Consider the following 22,701-nt stretch of genomic DNA (forward strand, 5'->3'; position numbering starts at 1 on the left):
CACTTGACAATGAAAAAGATATAGCTTAGGTTTGTATCATGTCTGACTTCTTAGAAAAAGAGGATAAAAGAAAAGCCGAAAGCATTGCCTTTGCTGAACCAACAAAGGAAACAGCCCAACAAACCGCCATGCTCAAACCACCAGCTAGTCCGGTTTCTTCCTCTAAATCACCCATTCAAAAGAAAGAGACAAAAAATGAAAAGAAGAAATCAGGTGATGATTCAGGTGTGGATATTGATATCAAACTACTTCCTCCAAAATTACAAATGTCATTCTGGAGATTTAAGTTGATGGCCGATACAGGCGGTACAAAATTTAAGTATTCACAGGGCGACTTTAGCACAGGACTGGGTTATAAATATGGTTCATCATTAAGTTTAGGCGTCTCTAAAGGGCCCTTTTCAGGAAGTGCTTCCTACCAACCCGGAGCTTCTGATTTCACACTAGGTGCAGGTTATAAGCAAGGAGCTTTTAATGCTGGCCTCTCCGTAAATCCACTTGGACAATCAGCTTCTCTAAGTCTTGGCCTGGGCGCACCATTGGCTCCCATGCCTGAACCCTTCAGTATGGCCATGCAATCAGGAGGAGATGCAGCTACCAACATGATGATGCAGGGACCCATGGCCCCATTAAATGATCCTATGGGATATTACGATCACAACAAAGACAACATAGCAGACATCTCCAAAGCTGCAAAAATGGCAGGAGACCTGGCCAAGCAGGGCAAAGGGATTAAATTTGGCGCCGGTGCTCGCCTCAGTGCAAGCCAATTAAGTGGAATCTCATTGACGCTTGGCCTACAAGGTCATTTTTAAGGGAAATCAAAGCTTTTAACAATAAATGGTGTCTATATATATAGATCAATAACTATAAAAAAAATTACCATTCAGGTAAAAGTTGTACAATTGTATATGACACCTGATGCTAGAATAAAAGTCCATTAAGACATTTAATTTTGAGAACTATCCTTCTGCAATGGATCTCATTAGAATTTCTGATGAATTAAAGAGTGTCACCACGAAATATGTTAAATCACGGCTCTAAAGCACAAAAAAATCACATTTTTTAAACCTTTCCCACATTTGTCTGTCCTAATAGTTCATAAATGAACTAATATTGTTGGCAGATTTTAACCCTTATCATCATTTTGGTTTTTTAACACATCGAGTGGCGCGTTTAATGGATCAATTTATGGAGCCTATGTTGAAAAGCAAAGGTTATCATTTCCCGGTCTCGTGTATAGGAATACTGGCAGATCTATGGTCTGGCGATGGCATTACTCAAAAAGAACTAGGCACCTCAATGGTGAAAACTAAAAGTAGTGTAAATAAAATGTTAGAAGCGCTGGAGAACCATGGTCTGGTCACCAAAAAAGTTGATCCTGATGATAAAAGAAATAAGCTTATTTTTCTGACAGCAAAAGGTCATGAATTCAGAGAGCTGTTAGAGAAGCAATCCCTTTTTTACCAATCAAAATATTTACAAGAACACTCAGACGAAGAAATCAACATCGCTAAAAGCGTACTCAAATCCATTTACCTAAACCTTAAAGACAAAGTCAAAACTGCGTATTAAATATGAAAAAAGGCACAAGAAAAAACATCATTTCTGCCATCATAACCATCATAATATTGTTGGCGGGACTATTCATTTTCAGAAAGTTTTCCAGCCAGAAAGAATCAACAGTAGGAAGTGCTGAAGTAAAGAAAGAATTAAGAACTGTAAAGGTCGACTATTTTTCCGGAGAAGACATCCCCAATACGATCGAGGTAGATGGAAGAATTCAGGCTTACGAACGCGTCTCCATCAGTTCTAAAGTGACAGGTGTAATGGAAGAAAATTCAGCAAACGTAAGAGAGGGAAGATACTTTAAAAAAGGTGATTTATTATACGCTATTGATGACAGAGAGGCCATTTTCAATCTTCAATCACAAAAGAGTGCACTTTTTACAAGCATTGCCCAGATGATGCCTGACCTGAAATTCGATTACGAGGAAGCCTTTACGAAGTGGGAAAAATATCTAAGTGGTTTTGAAGTAGATCAACCCATTCAACCGCTTCCCGATCCCACATCTGACCAGGAAAAGTATTTTGTGGCAGGTCGCAACATTTACAATCAATACTATAATATTAAAAGTCTGGAAACCAGGTTAAAAGATTATAAAATTTACGCACCGTTTTCAGGTATCGTCACCCAGTCCAATGTTTTTCCCGGTTCTATCATCAGTCCCGGACAAGTTCTAGCCACCATGATCAACACCTCTGTTTATGAGATGACCTCGCCGATACCGCTGAACCAATTAAAGTATATCAAGACAGGTCAAAGCGTCAAATTAGAATCCAGAGAACTCGGTCAGGATTGGACCGGACGAGTGAGCAGAATTGGCAACCAGATAGATCCGACTACTCAGAACATACCTATTTACATCACCGTTTCGGGTAGAGGGCTTACAAATGGTATGTACCTACAAGGGACATTAAGTGGTTCCACACTTGAAGATGTCATCAAGCTTCCAAAAGATATTTTCTTAAATCCTGAGACTATCTATGTGGTTAAAGATTCCATCGTTAGGGCAAAGGAAATTGAATCCATAAAGCGGGTTTCCGATTATGTTTTAGTAAGGGGCCTTGAGCCAGATGAAGCGGTAGTTACGGGTTCATTGGCGGGTCTTTACGAAGGACAAAAAGTGAAGATATGAAAGGTGTAGTAAAGTACTTTATCAATAACGAGATCGCAGGAAATATACTGATGATCTTACTATTCGTTGTAGGCATCATCGGACTCTTGCAGATGAAGACCACGTTTTTCCCGGAAGTGGAAAGCAGATTAATCGCCATTCAAGCCATTTATCCGGGATCATCACCTGAGGAGGTGGAGGAAGGCATTGTTTCCAAAATTGAAGAAAACCTTAAAGGTCTAACTGGTGTGGAACGAGTCACTTCAGTGTCTTCTGAAAATTCTGCCAATATTAATGTCGAAGTATTAAAGGGTTTCGACACTGACGTCATTTTGCAAGATGTCAAGAATGCGGTAGACAGAATCAGTAGTTTTCCTGTGGACATGGAACCACTGGTCATTTTCAAACAAGAAAACCTGGGTTTTGCCATCAATTTTGCTATTTCAGGAGATGTACCCCTAAAAACACTCAAGACCATAGCCAGGCAAGCAGAAGATGACATCAGAGCCTTAGAGGATGTGTCAAAAGTGGAGTTATCTGGTTTCCCAGATGAGGAAATTGAAATTACTTTTCGGGAGGAAGATTTACGAGCCAACAATATCACATTTTCAGAGGCTGCAAACAGAATCAGATTAACCAATTTGGAGGTGACTGGAGGTACCATTAAGACTGAAACGGAGGAGTTGTTGATTCGTGCCAATAATAAACAATACAATGCTGCCGATCTACAAGACATCGTTATCAAAACAAATCCAGACGGAGGTGTGGTCAGACTTTACGAGATAGCAGACATTAAAGATCGATTTACCGACCGACCACAAAGAACATACGTTGATGGCAACCCTGCCGTAGTCGTGGTGGTGCAAAACACATTAGAAGAGGACATGCTCGATGTGACCGACAAGGTCAAAACCTATCTCCAAGAGTTCGAAAAGAAATTCCCGGAAGTAGATGCCACCATATTGCGTGACGGATCTATCACTTTAAGACAAAGGATTGACCTTTTAACCAGCAATGGAATTACAGGATTCATTATCGTTTTGATTCTTTTAGCCATGTTTCTCCATTACAGGTTGGCCTTCTGGGTAGCACTTGCCATTCCAATCTCCTTTGCAGGCATGTTTATTTTTGCGAGTTTGATAGGTGTTACCATCAATGTCATCTCACTTTTCGGGATGATCATCGTCATTGGTATCTTAGTGGATGATGGTATTGTAATCGCAGAGAACATTTATCAGCATTATGAGGATGGCGAGCCTGCATTTAAAGCTGCGTTGAATGGCACCATGGAAGTGCTTCCAGCTGTATTTTCAGCAATCATCACTACCGTTATCGCTTTTTCCGCCTTCTTTTTCATAGATGGCCGATTGGGTGACTTCTTCCGCGAAATGGCCATTGTCGTAATTTTTTCATTGGTTTTCTCTTTGGTGGAAGGTGCATTAATTCTCCCTGCACATATTGCACATTCGAAAGCCTTGGCTAGAGACCGAAAGCCTAATATGATTCAGAGAGGCCTGGACAATATGATGCTTTTTCTAAAGGACCGATTATATGGTCCGATATTGAACTGGGCGGTACGGTATAATTGGCCTACACTGGCCATCTGTTGTGCGGGATTATTCGTTGTTGCCGGAGCTTTATCAGGAGGGTTAATCAAGTCTACTTTCTTCCCTGTGATCCCTAGAGAAAATTTTCAGGTACAGTTGAAATTAGCCTCAGGTACTCGGGAAGACATCACACTCGATGTTTTGAATAGAATAGAGGATGCAGTTGTAGCGGTAAATGATGAGCTTAAAGAGGAATTTTTCGGTGATAGCATCAATCCCATAGAGAATATTCAGAAAACGATAGGGCCTTCAAGTTATGAAGGCAATTTGAATGTGGCCTTGTTAGAAGGAGAAACCAGGGGAGATGTCACTGCAAATGTAATCATCGGACGAATCAGGGAAAAAGTAGGGCCATTGCCCATGGCAGAAACTTTTACTTTTGGAAGCGGTTCTCCTTTTGGAAAGGCATTATCCCTATCTCTACTGGGAGAAGATGGAGACCAACTTTCTGCGGCTGTGGATGCGGTCAAGGCCAATCTGGAAAAAATTCCTGATCTAAAGGACATCGTAGACAACAATCAGGAAGGTCTTAAGGAAATTGAATTGGAATTGACTCAGAAAGCCTACAACCTCGGTTTTACGCTAAGTGATATTATCAGCCAGGTTCGCCAGGGATTCTTTGGTGCAGAGGCTCAAAGAATTCAACGAGGTGAGGATGAAGTCAGAATCTGGGTGCGCTATGGTGAAGAAGATAGGTCTGATATTTCGGATCTTTCAGACATGCGCATTCGAACTCCGGATGGTCAGTCCATTCCATTGGAAGAATTGGCCACCTTTAACACAGAAAGAGGGGTTATCAATATAAATAGAATAGAGGGAGCCCGAGAAGTAAGAATTGAAGCAGACGTGGCTAATGATCAGGTAAGTATCAGTGATGTAACGTCAGATGTCAGAAATGTCATTCTTCCGGAAACACTAAAAGAATTTCCCGGAGTTGTTGCTTCATTTGAAGGTCAGGAACGGGAACAGGCTAAAACAAGGGATTCTTTACAACTGGTGATGCCCATCATTTTTCTTATGATGCTTTTTGTCATCATTTTAACCTTTAAATCAGTCAGCCAGGCCCTGATCGTCTTCGCTTTGCTACCCTTTGGTTTTATCGGTGTGGGAGCCGGTCATTATATACATGGTTTGCCCATATCCTTATTTTCAATACTCGGAGTCATTGCGCTCATCGGTATTTTTGTTAATGATGCCCTGGTCTTTATCACCACTTATAATGAAAAGATAAAGAACGGCGTCCCGCAGCAACAAGCGGTTATAGAAACTGGACGTTCTAGATTCAGACCTATTTTATTGACCTCTATAACTACCATTGCTGGCTTGGCACCGCTGATTCTGGAGAAGAGCTTTCAGGCACAATTCTTAATACCAATGGCTATTTCTGTTGCATATGGCTTACTTTTCGGAACTTTTGTACTCCTGGTCCTAATCCCGGCATTACTAATGATTGTCAATAGAATTAAACGGACGGCCATACATGCCTATGAAGGTGAAAAGCCCAGCAGAGAAATGGTAGAACCAGCCTATCCGGGACGTCAATCCAACTTCCTGGTATTTCTATTTGCCGGTCTGGTTGCCTTACTCATTTTTGGAATGCTGGTTTTTGGATTATTCAAGGCGAGCTCGGTATTTGCATTAATATGAACAAAATGAAATCAATTTTATATTCCATCCTTTTTTTGACTGGTCTTTATGTCAATGGGCAGGAGGTTATGACACTTCCTAAAGCCATAGCGATAGGACTAGAAAATAACTTTCAAATCAGTATTGATGAGAAGTCAATTTTAATTGCTGAGAACAACAATACCTGGGCTCGGGCAGGAAAGCTGCCTACAATTGACCTCACTGCTAATTTTAACAATACCATTACTCAGGATAATAACCCTGCAAGTTTCCTTCGAGGAGAATTTTACAATGGTTCCCTGAGTGCCAATCTGGGTATAAACTGGGTAGTATATGCCGGAGGTAGAGTGCAAATTGTAAAGGACCAATTAGACCTCGCAGTTACACAACAGCAGTTAAATAAGCAAAGTGGAATTCATGAATTAATGCGAAATATCTATCAGGACTATCACGAAGTACTTTTTCAAAAAGAGCGACTTCTTGTATTGCAGTCCACTTTAAACTTATCTAAAGTCAGACTTGCTTATGAGGAAACACGCAGGGACTTCGGCGCTACCAATAGCTTTAACCTGATACAATTTCAAAATGCTGTGTTATCGGATTCTATTAACCTGGTTAATCAAGATCAACAGGTAGAAATTGCCAAGCGCAATCTTTACAATACCCTGAATATTATCGGCTTTGCCAATTATATTTTCCCTGAAAGATTGCAATTACAGGATGAAGAGATAAGACTTGAAGCATTACAAGAAGTTCTACAGGAAGAGAATTACACTTTAAAAAGCCTTCAATTAATAGCAGACCTCGATCGACTCAATACCCAAATTGAAAGAACAAGCATGCTCCCTACGGTAAGCGTAAGCGCATCTGTGGGTGCCGCTGAAAACGCCTTCAAAATATTTGCTGAAAATCCTATGACTGGTGAACCTTATGACTTACTCTTTAGCAACCGCTTAAATGGAAGTGCAGGAGCTTCTGCCAGTTGGCGATTATACGACGGCGGCATCAGAAAAGATAATATCGCCAGTGCGATTATTCAGGAAGATATCGATCGGCTTTCTATAGAACAAGCAGTGGCTACTATCGGCAACCAACTTGAGATATTGGTGGACAATTATAATAATCAAAGGAGAATCTTAAAGTTATCTGATGATCAAATAGCATTGGCAGAAAGAAACCTGACGATTACAGAAGAGCGCTTTAAGGGAGGACTGATCAGTTCTATCGATTTCAGAAACGTTCAAAACCAATACATCAATGCTGCGTTTGCTAAGGTCAATGCGATATATTCCATTATAGTGACTAAAAGCGAGATTGACTTTTTAGTGGGAAAATTTGAGTAAAATCATATTTCACAATCATTTGTATAAGGTTTATCAGAGAAAGACATTGATTGTGATCCAATATGGTTGTAATAACTTCAGTTGCTCAATGCATACGCATACCAATCTGAGCAATTACTCCGCGCGCATCAATGAAATTGAAGCTTTTACCTATGGTATTGCAGACGCTTTGATTGAGAATGGTTTACTTTCTTCCAAAGCCATTTACAAGGTTGTTGAAAACCTAAAACAGCGAATGATTGAAAATCAGGAACAATTACATCCAGAAATCCAGGTAAGAATAGATAAAGAAACTGCAAAAGAATATGTAGCAGTAAATTGTCCCTACTTTATCAGACACGAAGGTGGCTGTTGCACGCATAAAGATAAAGTTTCAGGAGCATGTACCATATATGAAAACAGGCCAAGAGTGTGCTCAGAGTATTCTTGTGCGACTGATGACCGCATTTGGAAAGATTTCGACAAAATGGAATTGAACCTTGAATACATTCAGGAACACTTTAACAACCCTGATTTTCAAGGTGAAGGATAGGGAAATCACCAACTCACTATTTCCTCATTTCCTTATAGGTATTGATCAACCCATTGGTACTGGAATCATGCGAACTGATCTTTTGATCATTTTTCAGCTCAGGCAGTATATTGCTCGCCAAAACTTTTCCAAGTTCAACTCCCCATTGATCAAAACTGAAAATGTTCCAAATAAAGCCTTGTACAAAAATCTTATGTTCATACATAGCAATGAGCATGCCCAGAGTTTCAGGTGTGATTTTTTTGACCAAGATGGAATTTGTAGGCCGGTTCCCATCAAATACTTTAAACGGCAACAACTCTTCGATTTCATCCGGTGACTTGCCTGATTTTTCCAGATCCTGTCTCACTTCATCCTCCGATTTTCCCTTCATCAATGCTTCCGTTTGCGCAAAAAAATTGCTCAGTAAAATTTTATGATGATCTCCAATGGGATTATGACTGATGGCCGGGGCAATAAAGTCGCATGGTATGAGTCTCGTGCCTTGGTGAATCAATTGATAGAAGGCATGTTGACCATTGGTCCCTGGTTCACCCCATATGATCGGTCCCGTTTCATAATCTACCGGTTGTCCGGACCTGTCCACCGATTTTCCATTACTCTCCATGTTACCCTGTTGAAAATAGGCAGCAAATCGATGCAAATACTGATCATAAGGAAGAATAGCTTCAGTGGACGCGCCCATAAAATTTGTATACCAAATCCCTATTAAGGCCAATGTTATGGGTATATTATTACTGATCTCCACAGTCTTAAAATGCAGATCCATCTTGTGCATGCCTTTCTGCAAACTACGAAAATGGTCAAACCCAATTGCACAGGCAATGGGTAGTCCAATAGCTGAGGAAAGGGAAAACCTTCCTCCTACCCAATCCCAGAATTCAAACATGTTTGCAGTGTCGATCCCAAACTCACGAACATCTTTTTCATTTGTTGAAACTGCTACGAAATGTTTGGCAATAACTTCTTCTGATCCTCCATTATCCAAAAACCATTTTCTTGCAGTCCTTGCGTTCGTCATCGTCTCCTGGGTCGTAAAAGACTTGGATGCTATGATGAACAATGATGTCTCGGGATCTATCTTTTTAAAAGTTTCTGCAATATGCGTTCCATCGATATTTGAAACAAAATGTAATTCTATACCCTCTACCCAGTACGGTTTTAATGCCTCAGATACCATCACAGGACCAAGATCAGATCCTCCGATTCCAATGTTTATAATATGCTTGATTTTCTTCCCCGAATACCCTTTCCAATCTCCAGAGTGAAGCTTCCCTACAAATTTTTCAACCTGCTGCATCACCTTTTTAACCTCTGGCATCACGTCCTCACCATCTACGATGATAGGATCATTAGATAAGTTCCTCAATGCAATGTGAAGCACCGCTCTGTCTTCGGTTTCATTAATTTTCTCTCCTGAATACATGGATTTTATGCCATCGTGGATTCCACACTCGCGAGCCAGATTCCCAAGCAAACTCATCGTTTTTTCGCTGATGATGTTTTTAGAATAATCTACCAAAACATCGTCCAGACGTAAAGAAAAACTTTTAAATCGATTTTTGTCCTTGAATAAATCTTTCATCTCCACATCTACCATTTCATCATAATGGCTCCCAAGTGCTTTCCAGGCATCTGTATTATTGGGGCTGATTCTATCTAACATTTTCTATTGATTTGATACAATTTTACGGAAAAGCCTATTTCTTTTTGCATTTGTCTTCAAAACGATTTCATAAATGTATGATAAATTAGATATTGAACAATGATGAAGTTCTTTACCCTTTTACTTTTTCTTAGCCTTCTTTGCTAAGTCCATCGATGCTGATATTTCAGGACTGACAAATTGACCATCAACGGAGATCATCGGTATTTCCAGACCCCAAAACGATGATTTAGACATGGGTGACTATGAAAAAATTTATGGTCCCCTGAATCAAAGACTTAGTATGATTGCAGAATACGCCATGTATTTTGCCAGGGACTCCATTATGCTGAGTGAAGCAATACAGGTCAACGTTGGAGCTGAATTTAATGCAAACATCATAGATGTAAAACACCTTTTTGATATAGCAGCCGGAGCTCTGGTAAAAATGACTTTACAAGGTTGCGACCCTAATGAATAAGTCGTAGCTTTAAGAGATGAAAACCCAATTGATCTTCATCATTTTACTGTTGACGACCGGCCTACAAGGTCAAAGAGGAATAGAAGCAGGTGCGACCATACTTCCTCAGATTTATGGATTATATTACGATCAGTCTCCATCAGATAGAGCCATCAAAATTCCCTATTCCTTCGCAATAGGGGTAGATGCAGGTTTTAATTTCAACGATTATATCGGATTAAGAACAGGATTTCTATATAGCCCACTTGGCGAGAAATATAATGATATAGCTGTTGATCCAGAAGTATCTTATGAATTGAATCTTTCCTACATCCAATTACCAGTCTATCTTAAACTGAATTCTTCTATTGAAAGATCTTTTTCATTTATAATGATAGCGGGCCCTTATTTTAGCTTACTTAACGAAGCTACTTTGACCGTTAACTCTGAAGATCCAGTTCCAGTTCTTGGTGACTACAATAGATTTCTGACAGGAGGTGCTTTAGGTTTAGGATTACAACTGAATCTCAGCAGAGGGGGTAATCTTAATTTTCTGTGGTACAATTCTGCATCTTTAGATCCCATTTCAACACAGGCGCCCTCCAGGAGAGTGGTTAGCACCGGCCTTCAATTGGCATATCACTATTTCATTTGGGAGCCTAGGTGAGTTTCAATCCATTGATATCTTTTGCCCTTTGAAAACAATTTCCATTTCAATTGTTCTTACCTTGCATCTTAGCAATAATCTCTATGGTTCAGAATGTTTTAATAAAAATACTGCTTGCGCCCTTTTCATTGCTTTATGGTATGGCCATCAGCATGAGAAATTTCTTCTTTCAAATAGGTCTGATCAGACAATCAGAGTTCAATATTCCGGTGATCAGCATAGGTAATTTATCCATTGGCGGAGCCGGAAAAACACCACATGTGGAATATTTAATCAACCTTCTAAGACCTTATATCAATGTATCAGTGCTCAGTCGAGGTTATGGACGAAAAACCAAAGGCTTTTTGTTTGTAGAAACGAAAGGCGATGCCAACCAATTTGGAGATGAACCGCTTCAGTTTAGAAGAAAATTTAAAGATATCATCGTAGCTGTTTCTGAGTCAAGGGCCTTAGGCATTCCTGAAATGATAAAAAAGTATCCCCAGATCAATACCGTTTTGTTAGATGATGCCTTTCAACATCTGGCTGTAGATCCCAGCTTAAATATTCTATTGACCGAACAAACCAAGCTTTTTACCAATGATTTCCTACTGCCTTCAGGTCGGCTACGGGAATGGAGATCAGCATATAGAAGGGCTGATGTCATTATAGTGACTAAGTGTCGACCTGGATTTGATAAAACCCATAGAGATGAAATCATTTCGCAAATCAATCCTGAGCCTCACCAGAAAATATTTTTTTCACAATATTTGTACGGGGATCCTTACCATATATACAAACCCTCAGAGCGGGTAAAAATACAAGATGATCAGACTATTCTAATGGTCTCAGCCATTGCCAATACGGATTATCTAAGTTATTATTTAGAATCGTTAGGTTGTGAAGTTGAACATGTTCAGTATGAAGACCACCACTACTTTACCGAACATGAAATTTCTGTCATCAAGGAAACTTATGATCAAATTTCCAATCCTAAAAAGATCTTACTCAGTTCCGAAAAAGATGCGATGAGACTAGATCTCCACCGCGACTTTATTTTGTCAAATCAACTTCCTATTTTCGCGCTCCCTATTAAGGTTGAGTTTTTATTCGAAGAAGGCAAGCTTTTTGATGATATGATCAAGAGTCACCTTCTTAACTTTAAAGTGTAGAAAAGATTGGACAACATACATCCCATATTTGATCGCATCGTCAGCCGGAGCGAAAAGGAGCAATTATTAAATCAAAAAGCAAAAGTATTCTGGCTTACAGGTTTATCCGGTTCGGGTAAGAGCACAATAGGTGAAAAGGTAGAGAGATTGCTTTTCAATGAAGGATATTTGGTGCAAATCATTGATGGAGACAACATCAGGTCCGGAATTTGTAATAACCTTGGATTCAGCCTCGATGATCGTGCTGAGAATATACGCAGGATAGCAGAAGTAAGCAAGTTGTTTGTCAACTGTGGTATCGTCTGTATCAATAGTTTCGTTAGCCCCACAAAAGAAATTCGACAAAAAGCCCAACAAATCATAGGTGAAGATGACTTCTATGAAGTCTATATAAGTACATCTTTAGCTGAATGTGAATCGAGAGATGTAAAAGGACTTTACGCTAAAGCCAGATCAGGTGAAATAAAAAACTTTACGGGAATTGATTCACCATATGAGATTCCACACAACCCATCATTAGAAATTGATACAGAAAATTATAGCGTAGAAGAATCTTCGTTACAACTATATACATTTATTAAAGATAAGATTACATGAGTTTTTATAAAGAGCTTCAGGAGAGAAAGAAGAAAATATGTGTGGTTGGCCTTGGATATGTTGGCCTACCGATTGCTTTAGAATTTGCTAAATATTTTGATGTAATTGGATTCGATATCGCAGAGCATCGAATAGAATTGATGAAAAATAAAATAGATCCTTCGAAAGAATTAGATTCATCAGCATTTAAAGATAAATCCATCATCTTCACATCAGATCCAGAAGACATAAGGGAAGCGCATTTCTATGTGATTGCTGTGCCTACTGACATCGATGAGTCTCGAGTACCCAATCTTAAACCTATCCTGGGTGCTTCTAAATCTGTGGGAAAAGTCTTAAAAAAGGGCGACTATGTCATTTATGAATCTACAGTCTATCCTGGTTGCACGGAAGAAGACTGCCTTCCGATTCTGGAAAAGCTCAGTGGATTGAAAGTCAACAAAGACTTTAAACTAGGCTACTCTCCAGAGAGGATCAATCCGGGGGACAAAGTCAGAACATTGACAAAAATTACTAAGATCGTAAGTGGAAGTGATGCAGAATCTCTAAAGCAAATTGCAAAGATTTATAATCATATTTTAGAAGAAGGAGTTCACAAGGCTTCATCAATCAAGGTTGCAGAAGCTGCTAAAGTTATCGAAAATACGCAACGAGATCTGAATATCTCATTGATGAATGAACTGTCCATGATCTTCGAAAGAATGAACATTGATACCAATGAAGTTCTAAAGGCAGCTGGGACCAAGTGGAACTTCCTTAACTTTCACCCTGGCCTGGTTGGTGGGCACTGTATTTCGGTAGACCCTTACTATCTGCTTCACAAGTCCAAACAATTAGGTATCGATCCGCAGGTGATTGCTGCAGGAAGGCGGATCAATGATGGTATGCCAGCGTTTGTTGCTAAAAAAGCTACGCAAATGTTGATCGAAAAAGGAAAGAACCCGGGAGAGTGCAAAGCTTTGATCATGGGTGTTACTTTTAAAGAAGATGTTGCCGATATTAGGAACTCAAAAGTTATCGATCTTTATAAAGAATTGACCTCATACAGCATTCATGTACATATCACAGATGAGCACGCTTCACCTAATGAAGTGGCACATGAGTATGGTGTTTCGATGGTGGATCAAATCTCTACCGATTATGACCTGGTGATTGTTGCTGTGGGTCACGAAAAGTACAAACATATGAACATATCTTCCTATGAATCAATGACTAAGGAAAACCCCATTCTCATCGATCTTAGAGGTATATACGACAAAGAAAAGTGGGAAAAAGCTATGACTTATTGGAGGTTATAGTAATTTTGCGGCTCAATTTTATTTATGAGCTATCATATTAACCACTTAAAAGAGCTGGAGTCTGAGTCCATTTTCATACTCAGAGAAGTGGCTGCTAAGTTTGAAAATCCGGTCTTGATGTTTTCAGGAGGAAAAGATTCTATCCTGATGGTACACTTAGCTTACAAGGCATTTTACCCGGCTAAGATTCCTTTTCCTTTGCTTCATGTTGATACCGGTCATAATTTTCCGGAGACCATTAAATATCGAGATGACCTTGTTGAAAAATTAGGGTTAAAATTGATTGTAGGCTCAGTAGAGGAAGGGATCAAAAATGGTCTGGTTACAGAGGAGAAGGGGTTTAATGCCATGAGAAATGGATTACAAACCGCCATCCTCCTGGACGAATTAGAAAAAGGAAAGTTTGATGCAGCGCTTGGAGGAGCCAGAAGAGATGAAGAAAAGGCCAGAGCTAAAGAGCGTTTCTTTTCACATAGAGATGAGTTTGGACAATGGGATCCGAAGAATCAACGCCCTGAACTTTGGAATCTATTCAACAATAAACATCAATTCGGAGAGCACTTCAGGGTTTTCCCCATCAGTAATTGGACAGAGCTGGACGTTTGGCAGTATCTGGCTGTGGAACAGGTAGAACTTCCATCACTTTATTTTTCTCACAAAAGAAAGGTTTTTAAACGAGACGGTACATTACTGGCTGATTGTGAATACATTAACAAACGACCGGAGGAAGAAGTGTTCGAGGAGGTGGTTAGATGTAGGACTATTGGTGACATGACATGTACGGGCGTTTGGAAGTCGGATGCTGCTACAATTGAAGACATCATTAAAGAAGTATCGACCACCAGAATGACAGAAAGGGGTGGACGAACCGATGATAAAAGGAGTGAAACGAGCATGGAGGATAGAAAGAAACACGGTTATTTCTAGAAATAGAACCATGGACCTTAGTCCTATTAAGTACGGGACCCCGGACTTTAGTCCAAGATGAAAACCACTTTTTGGGCTTCAGTCCGCAAATAAAACAGGAATACCATATAAAAAATAGACATAGATCTAAATGGAATATAAGAGTTCAGAATTACTAAGATTCACCACCGCTGGTAGCGTGGACGATGGGAAATCAACCTTAATCGGAAGATTGCTTTATGATAGTAAATCGATTTATCAGGATCAATATGACGCCATCAAGACGGCAAGTGAAAAAAGAGGTGAGGAAAATGTGAACCTCGCATTGCTGACAGACGGATTGAAGTCAGAAAGGGAACAAGGCATCACCATAGATGTTGCCTACCGCTATTTTTCCACTCCGAAAAGGAAATTTATTATTGCGGATACACCAGGGCATATACAATATACCCGTAACATGGTGACTGGTGCCTCTACAGCGAATGTTGCACTGATTATCGTTGATGCCCGAAATGGTGTCGTCGAACAAACCAAACGTCACGCCATAATCGCTTCCTTACTTCAAATTCCACATCTTGTAGTTTGTATCAATAAAATGGATCTGGTGGATTATAGCCAGGAAATATACGATCAGGTCCATGATGATTTTGAGTCATTCGCAGCAAAGCTCGACATCAACGATGTCACTTTTATCCCTATCTCAGCTCTGGTAGGTGACAATGTAGTAAATCGCTCTAAAAAGACAACGTGGTATGAAGGTCCTACGCTAATTTACTACCTTGAGAATGTGCATATTTCAAGTGATCATAATTTTATTGATGTCCGATTTCCCGTACAATCAGTCATCAGACCGTATAATGACGATTTTCACGATTATAGAGGTTACGCCGGTAGGGTGGCAGGAGGCGTTCTGAAAAAGGGAGATGAAGTGATGTTGCTTCCTTCCGGTTTTACCTCAAAAATTTCCAAGATTCAGGGACCTGATGGCGAACAGGAAGAAGCCTTTCCACCCCAGTCCGTAACCATTCTTATTGAAGATGACATCGATATCAGTCGGGGTGATATGATTGTGAGGCCTAATAATTCAGCAACAGTTGCTCAGGATATAGATTTGATGATTTGTTGGTTCAGCTCAGATAAATCGCTGCAGTTAAGAGGTAAATATGCAGTTTTACATACCACCCAGGAAGTAAGATGTATCGTAAAAGAAATCAAATATCGCCTGGACATCAATACTCTTCACAGAGATATGGAAAATAAGGAAATAAACATGAACGAGATTGCCCGGATAACCATCAGAACTACCAAACCACTTTTCGTTGATGCCTATCGCAAGAATCGCATTACAGGAAGCGTTATCATTATTGACGAAGCAACCAACAATACCGTGGCTGCTGGTATGATCATCTAATTATGGGAAAAAACATTCTAATTACAGGCGGAGCAGGCTTCATTGGTTCACACCTCATTAAGTTATTTGTTCAAAAATACCCGAATTACCAGATTTACAATTTAGATGCATTGACTTATGCTGGTAATTTGGAAAGTCTCAAGGATATAGAAAGTGCAGATAATTATCATTTTATTCACGGAGATATTACAGATCTGGATTTTATAGGTCAATGTTTTAAAAAGCACGCTATATCTGACGTTATACATCTCGCAGCAGAATCTCACGTCGACAGATCTATTTCTGATCCTTTGATTTTCATAAAAACTAATGTTTTAGGGACTGCGAGTCTTCTTCAAGCAGCTAGAGATAACTGGGGATCTCAACCTGGACATTTATTTTACCATGTTTCCACAGATGAAGTATATGGCTCGCTCGGAGAGAAAGGCTTTTTTTATGAAGATACGGCCTATGATCCCAGAAGTCCCTATTCAGCTTCGAAGGCAAGTTCTGATCACTTTGTAAGAGCCTTTCACCATACATATGGACTTCCAGTGGTACTGTCTAATTGCTCCAACAATTACGGTCCGCATCAGTTTCCTGAAAAATTGATACCCCTTTTTATCAATAATATACTAGAGAAGAAATCACTTCCGGTATATGGCAAAGGAGTTAATGTGAGAGACTGGTTGTATGTAGTAGACCATGCGCGAGCAATTGACAACATTTTTCATAAAGGTTCCGTGGGTGAAACTTACAATATAGGAGGTCATAATGAGTGGAGAAACATCGATCTTATAAAGTTGCTGTGTAAGTTGATGGATCAAAAACTGGGACGTTCACCAGGCACTTCTGAAAAATTGATCACGTATGTTAAAGACCGAGCCGGTCATGACATGCGCTATGCCATTGATGCAAGTAAAATTAAGAAAGAACTAGGCTGGGAGCCTTCTTTACAGTTTGAGGAGGGACTAAGTCTGACCATAGACTGGTACTTGGAGAATAAGGATTGGCTGGAGAATGTAACCAGTGGCTCATATCGCGATTATTATGAAAAAATGTACGAAGGAAAGCTTACCTGAATTGCTCTACCCATCTTTTGAAGAATATATCATTAGTATAATAGTAGTTCTCGTTGTTATCCAGTTTTTCAAAAAGCAGATGTTTACTTTGCAAAGCTTCAACAGATTGAAGTGCTGAGGATCCTGAAAATCCATATTTAGACAGGAAAGATTGTTTGGTTATTTGATCTACCTGACCTTCTTTAGCCACTGCAACCAATAAATTCCACTGATTCTTAGGAAGAATATTCTCCAATTGTAAAAAGCTCACCTCAAATTGTTTCAGGCACTGTAGTTTTGATTTATTCAAGATGTATGGGTCTACTTCCTTGTTGGTATTGCCGAATACTTGATTACAAAGAAAATGGGTGTAAAAAGTATAAGTTTCACTCCAGGTCAAGATTTCATGTATATGTTGATCTCTAATGGTTTTTTCATTCTCTTCAAAGTGTTTCTTAATAAATTCAAAATAGGGCGCATATCCAATTTTGTGGATGGTCATTTGTGCGGTAGACCCAAAAAGAGGTTTTTTCTGAGTACTGAATAATCCAGCTAAGAGATGGGTCTCGCTACCGGAAAAAAGTAAGTGTAATTTTGGAGAACTAATGAGGTGACTTCTTAGGGTTGCATCTATCAATGACCCGTTCTTATAGGTTTCAATAACCTGAAATTCATCGATGGCAATTTGGATGGTCTGCCGGGATTCTTCTAACAACTCCATCACACCGGTCATGGAGGCACTTACATCCGAACCATCTTTAATTTCTAATTTCAATTCAGGGTTACCGGTAATGGCATCAATCTTAATGCTTGGTTGAAATCTTTGAAATGTTTTGATTATTTTGGATAGCTTAGATTCCTCTTCTGAAAATTTTCTGGTGACCGCGGATACAAATGCATTGATAAAATCTTCATCAGATCTTGTATTTAAAACATCAAGATATATGGTGATAACATTCTTTTGGGTTTCCAGATGGTGATGAAAATGATGAATAAGATGACTTTTACCCAGTCGGCGATCAGAAAAAAGCACCAGGTTTCTCCTATTCTGAAAGGCCTCATTTAGCAGCTCGAGATCATCCTCTCGGTCACAAAAATAGTCTGGACCTCTATAATTAAACAATTCGAATGGGTTATCCATACTCTAATATAAGCCTTTTTAAGTAAAATTCATATTATATGATTCATATATTATGAAACATACATTACGGTATATATTTTATGAATCTATTAATCTTTTACTAAGCACACTTAGGTTTGGTTTCATTTTTGCACCCTCTTCATAAAAAGTATAAATCAATGAAGGGAATTATTCTCGCTGGTGGATCAGGAACAAGGTTATACCCTATCACAAAGGCCATATCCAAACAACTGATGCCTATCTACGATAAGCCGATGATTTACTACCCGCTCTCAGTGCTTATGCTATCCGGAATCAAAGAAATACTAATCATCACTACAACTGAAGATCAGGCTTCTTTTAAAAGACTACTGGGAGATGGTAAAGAATTGGGTTGCCGATTCGAATACGCGGTGCAGCATACACCTAATGGATTAGCTCAGGCGTTCGTAATTGGAGCCGATTTTATTGGAAAAGATTCCGTTGCATTAATACTAGGTGATAATATCTTTTGGGGTTCGGGGTTGTCTCAACTTCTACAGGAAAGTGCGCGTATCCAGAAAGGCGCGAGAGTATTTGCTTTTCCGGTTCATGATCCGGAAAGATATGGGGTGGTTGAATTCGACAAAGAAAAAAAGGCCATCTCTATTGAAGAAAAACCAGCAAAACCTAAATCTAATTATGCCGTGCCTGGATTATATTACTATGACAATCAGGTGGTGAATATTGCGCGAAATCTAGAACCTTCTGCTCGTGGTGAATATGAAATCACTTCCGTGAATCAAGCTTACCTTCAAGCGGATCAACTCAGTGTGGGAATAATGAATAGAGGTACTGCCTGGTTAGATACTGGAACTTTTCAGTCCCTGGCAGACGCCTCTGAATTTGTCAGAGTCATCGAGCAACGCCAGGATTATAAGATCGGATGTATCGAAGAGGTCGCTTATAGAATGGGTTTTATAGATTGTGACCAACTTAAAAGTCTGGCAGCCCCGCTTATTAAAAGTGGTTATGGTGAGTACCTGATGCGAGTTTGTTAATCACACGAACAAATTAGATTGTCTCCGTAATTCTGCTTCACTAACCTGTATCCTTTAGTATATGGGTATCCCCCACCTATTCCTAAATTTTCTGCTTTGATGGTATATTGACATTGAAAATCAATCGTGCTCTCATTCTCCTTTAGATCATTGGGGTCACAATATTCGTTTTCAGTCGCAGAACAATTGGTAGTAATTAAATTTCCTAATACATTATTCAAAATAAACTTAATGTCTATTTCATAGGTAGAAGCAAGTGTCTCATCAATGTCGGTCGCATATCTACCGGCAGGTTCACCTTTTCTCACGATTGAATCAGGGTATATCTCAAATTTATCAATGAAAAAGGAATGTATGGTCGCCACCTTTTGAAACTGGTTATTCTCTTCAAAATTCAAATTTCTAAACTCCTCTGTAAAGGTTTTATCTTCCATATCAAAAAACTGAGGTGATAACTCTGCCATTTCAGTATCAACCCAAATCTCGTTAATTAAGTATTCAAAAGCATTGAGTACCCTGCCTTTTCCAACACCTATGGTATCAAATCGTGAACACTTCATTCGAACATCTGCACTTTTTGCTAGATAGTATACGCCTGGCTTTCGTGATCCCGGAATAGGCAGTTTATAATCTTCGCTGAGAGACCATGATCCCTCATATGCACTACATGGACAATAAGTTTGTACTTCATTGATATCCAAATAAGGCGAATTATAACTATCGTTGAAGTCTTTGTCAAAAAAATCAGAAAGAGGATGAACTCCTATTTCCAGACCTTCTTTTGAAGATTCACTGAAATACTGGCTTACCCATCCTAAGATTGCCCCTACAACTACAAATCCCACACAATAAAGAGCCAATCTAGTCCTCAGCATAGTTGAAGATGCCCTGTTTTTTTCCAATTCAGATTTGATCTGCTGATTTTCCCTTTCGATATTGACAAGTGCCTGGGCAAGATTTTCTTTTTCAATGAGTCTTTGAATATTATCGATCGAACGTTCATACATCCCTTGCGTTCCATTGCCATAAATCAATTTTGTAAATTGACTTGCACTAATGCTTAAATCCTTAGAAATTACGCCAAAGGTCGTTGTGCCGAATCTGCTGGTATTTTTATTCCAAACACCATAGCGCTCCTCAAGCTTACTTATAAATTTTTCTGTCAAATCCATTTAATGCCAAGCAATATCAGGTGTGAAAATGTGTGAATCAGTATAAAATATTGTAAAATTTTAAAACAAACAAATTATATTTTTTGTTATAGCGCTTGAGTTAACTAATTTCACCGCCGCTATTGAACCTCATTTACTAAATATATAGAACTAAATTTACTTTGAAGAAGCATATCCTTTTTTTTATAAATCTTATTTTACTGTTATCCTCCCTTTGTGCATATAGTCAAGAAGAGACCCCAACAGATATTTTATTTATAGGAAATAGTTATACATATTTTTGGAATTTACCTCAGCAGATTAATGCCATGGCCAAGGCAAAGGGTATCAACCTGTTCGCTACTCAATCAACAGCCGGTGGAACCAACCTTGGTCAGCATTGGAGAGGCGAAAAGAATCTTCAGACAAAGGAGTTGGTAAATACCCAGTCATATGACATGGTAATCTTACAGGATCATAGTCTCAGGGCAATTGATCATCCAGATAGCCTGAATTACTATGTTAAATTATGGTCCGATCTGATTCGATCAAAAGGTGGCGAAGTTTATTTGTATATGACCTGGTCAAGAAAATGGGATCCTTATATGATTTCCACCATTTCTAAGGAATACGAAAATATAGGCAAAGAGATAAAATCGATAGTGGTTCCAGTAGGTTTAGCTTGGAAAAGAGCACGAGAGTTACGACCGGAATTAGATCTCTACGATCCAGATGGTTCTCATCCATCAACCATTGGCACTTACTTAACAGCGTGTGTTTTTCTTGAATTTCTATCCGGTGAAAATCCTATTGGGTTGCCATATCGATTGATAGATGAAGATAAATTCGGGCAAAAGTTATATCTCAATATTTTATCACCTGAAGATGCTCTCTTTTGTCAAAAAGTAGCGCACGAAATATACAGCATTGATAACAACTAAAACAAAATATAGTAAAGAAAGAATAGGTTTGATTCTTGGGCCGGTAGTTTTTCTGGTCGTTCACTTTGGTGTTCAATTGGAAGGTCTCAGTGATCAGGGGCATGCTGTGCTAGCCAGTACATTATGGATAGCCATTTGGTGGATCACCGAAGCCATTCCTATTGCAATTACTTCTATCCTTCCTATTGTTTTGTTTCCACTTACAGGCGCTCTAGGTCTTTCTGAAACCACTGCTTCATTTGGTCATAAATATATATTCCTTTACATAGGGGGATTTATCATTGCTATTGCCATAGAAAGGTGGAATTTACATCGAAGGATAGCCTTGACCATTATCAATTATATCGGAACCAATATGAAGCGTATTGTGCTTGGATTCATGGTCGCCACTGCGTTTCTTTCCATGTGGATTTCGAATACTGCAACTTCTGTCATGATGGTGCCTATTGGAATGGCCATTGTGGCACAGTTGAAAGATAATCTTTCCACACCTGAAAACGAAAACCAGATTTTTGGGAAAATGTTGATGTTAGCTATTGCCTACAGTGCATCGATCGGGGGAGTAGCTACTCTAATTGGTACTCCACCCAACCTAGTACTTGCGGGTATTCTGGAGGAGCTGTATCATGTTGAACTATCCTTTGCCAAATGGATCATTTTCGGACTACCAGTCGCCATTGTTCTTCTTTTTATATGTTGGAAATATTTAACTGAATATGCATTTAAATTGAATGTGGTATCCTTTCCAGGGGGCAAGCCAGAAATTCAAAGACAATTAAAAGAGCTTGGGAAGATAAGCTATGAAGAGAAATCAGTCTTGATTGTTTTCGCTTTGACTGGATTTGCATGGATTACCCGATCATTTTTACTGCAAAGCTTCGTACCCGATCTTGACGACACAATTATCGCGGTAGTAGGTGGTTTGCTTCTTTTTTTACTTCCTGCAGCCAAAGGAAAAGGTAGAAAGCTGCTGACTTGGGAAGAGGCCGTCAATTTGCCTTGGGGAATATTGCTTTTATTTGGAGGAGGTCTGGCGCTAGCGGAAGGATTCAGCACCAGTGGTTTGGCAGGGTTTATTGGAAATAAGATGTCTCTTTTAGACGGAATTGCCATCATCCTTTTACTGCTCATTTTGGTAGCCGCTGTCAATTTCCTTACTGAAATAACCTCTAATCTTGCAACAACTGCAATGATGCTTCCTATACTAGCGCCTTTGGCACTTGGAATTAATGTACATCCTTATCTTCTGATGGTAGGTGCGACTGTTGCCGCATCCTGTGCATTCATGCTTCCTGTTGCAACCCCACCCAATGCAGTAGTCTTTGGATCAGGATACCTTAAAATATTTGATATGGTCAAAGTGGGAATCTGGATGAACATTATCTCCATTCTCTTATTGACTATGTTTGTCTACTACCTTCTCCCTTTTCTCTGGGATTTCGATCCTATGAATTATCCTCAATTTTTAAAGAATCGCTAAAATTTAGA

20 protein-coding genes are annotated in these 22,701 nt (G+C 39.3%); 17 read left to right on the forward strand and 3 right to left on the reverse strand.

The annotated features are described in order from the left end of the window. Positions 1–38: 38 nt before the first annotated feature. From L2567_RS18045 to L2567_RS18070, 6 genes are all read left to right on the forward strand, one after another. Positions 39–815: a hypothetical protein gene (locus tag L2567_RS18045; RefSeq protein WP_235299222.1), complete on the forward strand. Its 777-nt coding sequence runs from the start codon at positions 39–41 to the stop codon at positions 813–815. Between the two features lie 304 nt (positions 816–1,119). Further along, positions 1,120–1,575, forward strand: coding sequence for a MarR family winged helix-turn-helix transcriptional regulator (locus L2567_RS18050; RefSeq protein ID WP_235299223.1), 456 nt, complete (start codon positions 1,120–1,122; stop codon positions 1,573–1,575). 2 nt (positions 1,576–1,577) lie between these two features. Further along, positions 1,578–2,699 carry an efflux RND transporter periplasmic adaptor subunit gene (locus L2567_RS18055; protein WP_235299224.1) on the forward strand — a complete coding sequence of 374 codons (1,122 nt, stop codon included), beginning with the start codon at positions 1,578–1,580 and terminating at the stop codon, positions 2,697–2,699. Then, positions 2,696–5,932 carry an efflux RND transporter permease subunit gene (locus L2567_RS18060; RefSeq protein WP_235299225.1) on the forward strand — a complete coding sequence of 1,079 codons (3,237 nt, stop codon included), beginning with the start codon at positions 2,696–2,698 and terminating at the stop codon, positions 5,930–5,932. Before L2567_RS18055 ends, L2567_RS18060 begins: the two co-directional genes overlap by 4 nt. Positions 5,933–5,937: 5 nt before the next feature. After that, on the forward strand, positions 5,938–7,254 hold the full coding sequence (locus tag L2567_RS18065) for a TolC family protein (RefSeq protein WP_235299226.1): 1,317 nt from the start codon (positions 5,938–5,940) through the stop codon (positions 7,252–7,254). Continuing rightward, positions 7,247–7,786, forward strand: coding sequence for a YkgJ family cysteine cluster protein (locus L2567_RS18070; protein ID WP_235299227.1), 540 nt, complete (start codon positions 7,247–7,249; stop codon positions 7,784–7,786). The genes L2567_RS18065 and L2567_RS18070 overlap by 8 nt, the downstream gene beginning before the upstream one ends. Positions 7,787–7,802: 16 nt before the next feature. Here the strand turns inward: L2567_RS18070 and pgi are convergent, their stop codons facing one another. After that, the gene (gene pgi, locus L2567_RS18075; protein WP_235299229.1) at positions 7,803–9,452 is read right to left on the reverse strand and encodes a glucose-6-phosphate isomerase; all 1,650 of its coding nucleotides are present in this window, start codon (positions 9,450–9,452) and stop codon (positions 7,803–7,805) included. A gap of 235 nt (positions 9,453–9,687) precedes the next feature. Between pgi and L2567_RS18080 the strand changes: the two genes are divergently transcribed. From L2567_RS18080 to rfbB, 8 genes are all read left to right on the forward strand, one after another. Beyond that, positions 9,688–9,912: a hypothetical protein gene (locus L2567_RS18080; protein WP_235299230.1), complete on the forward strand. Its 225-nt coding sequence runs from the start codon at positions 9,688–9,690 to the stop codon at positions 9,910–9,912. A 16-nt stretch (positions 9,913–9,928) separates the two neighbouring features. Further along, positions 9,929–10,558: an outer membrane beta-barrel protein gene (locus L2567_RS18085; RefSeq protein ID WP_235299231.1), complete on the forward strand. Its 630-nt coding sequence runs from the start codon at positions 9,929–9,931 to the stop codon at positions 10,556–10,558. A gap of 83 nt (positions 10,559–10,641) precedes the next feature. Further along, on the forward strand, positions 10,642–11,709 hold the full coding sequence (lpxK, locus tag L2567_RS18090; protein WP_235299232.1) for a tetraacyldisaccharide 4'-kinase: 1,068 nt from the start codon (positions 10,642–10,644) through the stop codon (positions 11,707–11,709). A gap of 6 nt (positions 11,710–11,715) precedes the next feature. After that, entirely contained in the window at positions 11,716–12,306 is a 591-nt protein-coding gene (gene cysC, locus L2567_RS18095; RefSeq protein ID WP_235299234.1) for an adenylyl-sulfate kinase, read from the forward strand. Continuing rightward, positions 12,303–13,604 carry a nucleotide sugar dehydrogenase gene (locus tag L2567_RS18100; RefSeq protein ID WP_235299235.1) on the forward strand — a complete coding sequence of 434 codons (1,302 nt, stop codon included), beginning with the start codon at positions 12,303–12,305 and terminating at the stop codon, positions 13,602–13,604. The genes cysC and L2567_RS18100 overlap by 4 nt, the downstream gene beginning before the upstream one ends. Before the next feature lie 24 nt (positions 13,605–13,628). After that, positions 13,629–14,531, forward strand: a complete 903-nt coding sequence (cysD, locus tag L2567_RS18105; protein ID WP_235299237.1) for a sulfate adenylyltransferase subunit CysD — start codon at positions 13,629–13,631, stop codon at positions 14,529–14,531. Between the two features lie 130 nt (positions 14,532–14,661). Further along, positions 14,662–15,921 carry a sulfate adenylyltransferase subunit 1 gene (locus L2567_RS18110; protein ID WP_235299238.1) on the forward strand — a complete coding sequence of 420 codons (1,260 nt, stop codon included), beginning with the start codon at positions 14,662–14,664 and terminating at the stop codon, positions 15,919–15,921. 2 nt (positions 15,922–15,923) lie between these two features. After that, the gene (gene rfbB, locus L2567_RS18115) at positions 15,924–16,982 is read left to right on the forward strand and encodes a dTDP-glucose 4,6-dehydratase (protein WP_235299239.1); all 1,059 of its coding nucleotides are present in this window, start codon (positions 15,924–15,926) and stop codon (positions 16,980–16,982) included. Here rfbB and L2567_RS18120 read toward each other — a convergent pair. Beyond that, positions 16,975–18,102 carry an ATP-binding protein gene (locus tag L2567_RS18120; protein ID WP_235299240.1) on the reverse strand — a complete coding sequence of 376 codons (1,128 nt, stop codon included), beginning with the start codon at positions 18,100–18,102 and terminating at the stop codon, positions 16,975–16,977. The two genes, rfbB and L2567_RS18120, sit on opposite strands and share 8 nt — an antisense overlap. Positions 18,103–18,260: 158 nt before the next feature. Between L2567_RS18120 and rfbA the strand changes: the two genes are divergently transcribed. Further along, a complete protein-coding gene (rfbA, locus tag L2567_RS18125; protein ID WP_235299241.1) occupies positions 18,261–19,121 on the forward strand; it encodes a glucose-1-phosphate thymidylyltransferase RfbA in 861 nt (286 codons plus the stop codon). Here the strand turns inward: rfbA and L2567_RS18130 are convergent. Then, positions 19,118–20,293, reverse strand: a complete 1,176-nt coding sequence (locus L2567_RS18130) for a hypothetical protein (RefSeq protein ID WP_235299242.1) — start codon at positions 20,291–20,293, stop codon at positions 19,118–19,120. The two genes, rfbA and L2567_RS18130, sit on opposite strands and share 4 nt — an antisense overlap. 308 nt (positions 20,294–20,601) lie before the next feature. On the opposite strand from L2567_RS18130, the gene L2567_RS18135 reads away from it, so the two are divergent. After that, complete coding sequence (locus tag L2567_RS18135) at positions 20,602–21,213, forward strand: DUF4886 domain-containing protein (RefSeq protein WP_235299243.1); 612 nt, start codon at positions 20,602–20,604, stop codon at positions 21,211–21,213. Next, complete coding sequence (locus L2567_RS18140) at positions 21,200–22,693, forward strand: SLC13 family permease (RefSeq protein ID WP_235299244.1); 1,494 nt, start codon at positions 21,200–21,202, stop codon at positions 22,691–22,693. Before L2567_RS18135 ends, L2567_RS18140 begins: the two co-directional genes overlap by 14 nt. The last annotated feature ends 8 nt before the right edge of the window (positions 22,694–22,701 follow it).

The sequence above is a fragment of the Portibacter marinus genome, from assembly GCF_021533195.1.
Lineage (GTDB): Bacteria > Bacteroidota > Bacteroidia > Chitinophagales > Saprospiraceae > Portibacter > Portibacter marinus.

Coding starts and splice junctions, on each gene's coding strand:
- L2567_RS18065 (WP_235299226.1), top strand. CDS start 5,938: ATGAAATCAATTTTATATTCCATCCTTTTTTTGACTGGTCTTTATGTC.
- L2567_RS18135 (WP_235299243.1), top strand. CDS start 20,602: ATGGCCAAGGCAAAGGGTATCAACCTGTTCGCTACTCAATCAACAGCC.
- L2567_RS18045 (WP_235299222.1), top strand. CDS start 39: ATGTCTGACTTCTTAGAAAAAGAGGATAAAAGAAAAGCCGAAAGCATT.
- rfbB (WP_235299239.1), top strand. CDS start 15,924: ATGGGAAAAAACATTCTAATTACAGGCGGAGCAGGCTTCATTGGTTCA.
- L2567_RS18055 (WP_235299224.1), top strand. CDS start 1,578: ATGAAAAAAGGCACAAGAAAAAACATCATTTCTGCCATCATAACCATC.
- cysD (WP_235299237.1), top strand. CDS start 13,629: ATGAGCTATCATATTAACCACTTAAAAGAGCTGGAGTCTGAGTCCATT.
- lpxK (WP_235299232.1), top strand. CDS start 10,642: ATGGTTCAGAATGTTTTAATAAAAATACTGCTTGCGCCCTTTTCATTG.
- pgi (WP_235299229.1), bottom strand. CDS start 9,452: ATGTTAGATAGAATCAGCCCCAATAATACAGATGCCTGGAAAGCACTT.
- L2567_RS18100 (WP_235299235.1), top strand. CDS start 12,303: ATGAGTTTTTATAAAGAGCTTCAGGAGAGAAAGAAGAAAATATGTGTG.
- L2567_RS18110 (WP_235299238.1), top strand. CDS start 14,662: ATGGAATATAAGAGTTCAGAATTACTAAGATTCACCACCGCTGGTAGC.
- rfbA (WP_235299241.1), top strand. CDS start 18,261: ATGAAGGGAATTATTCTCGCTGGTGGATCAGGAACAAGGTTATACCCT.
- L2567_RS18130 (WP_235299242.1), bottom strand. CDS start 20,293: ATGGATTTGACAGAAAAATTTATAAGTAAGCTTGAGGAGCGCTATGGT.
- L2567_RS18080 (WP_235299230.1), top strand. CDS start 9,688: ATGGGTGACTATGAAAAAATTTATGGTCCCCTGAATCAAAGACTTAGT.
- L2567_RS18120 (WP_235299240.1), bottom strand. CDS start 18,102: ATGGATAACCCATTCGAATTGTTTAATTATAGAGGTCCAGACTATTTT.
- L2567_RS18085 (WP_235299231.1), top strand. CDS start 9,929: ATGAAAACCCAATTGATCTTCATCATTTTACTGTTGACGACCGGCCTA.
- L2567_RS18060 (WP_235299225.1), top strand. CDS start 2,696: ATGAAAGGTGTAGTAAAGTACTTTATCAATAACGAGATCGCAGGAAAT.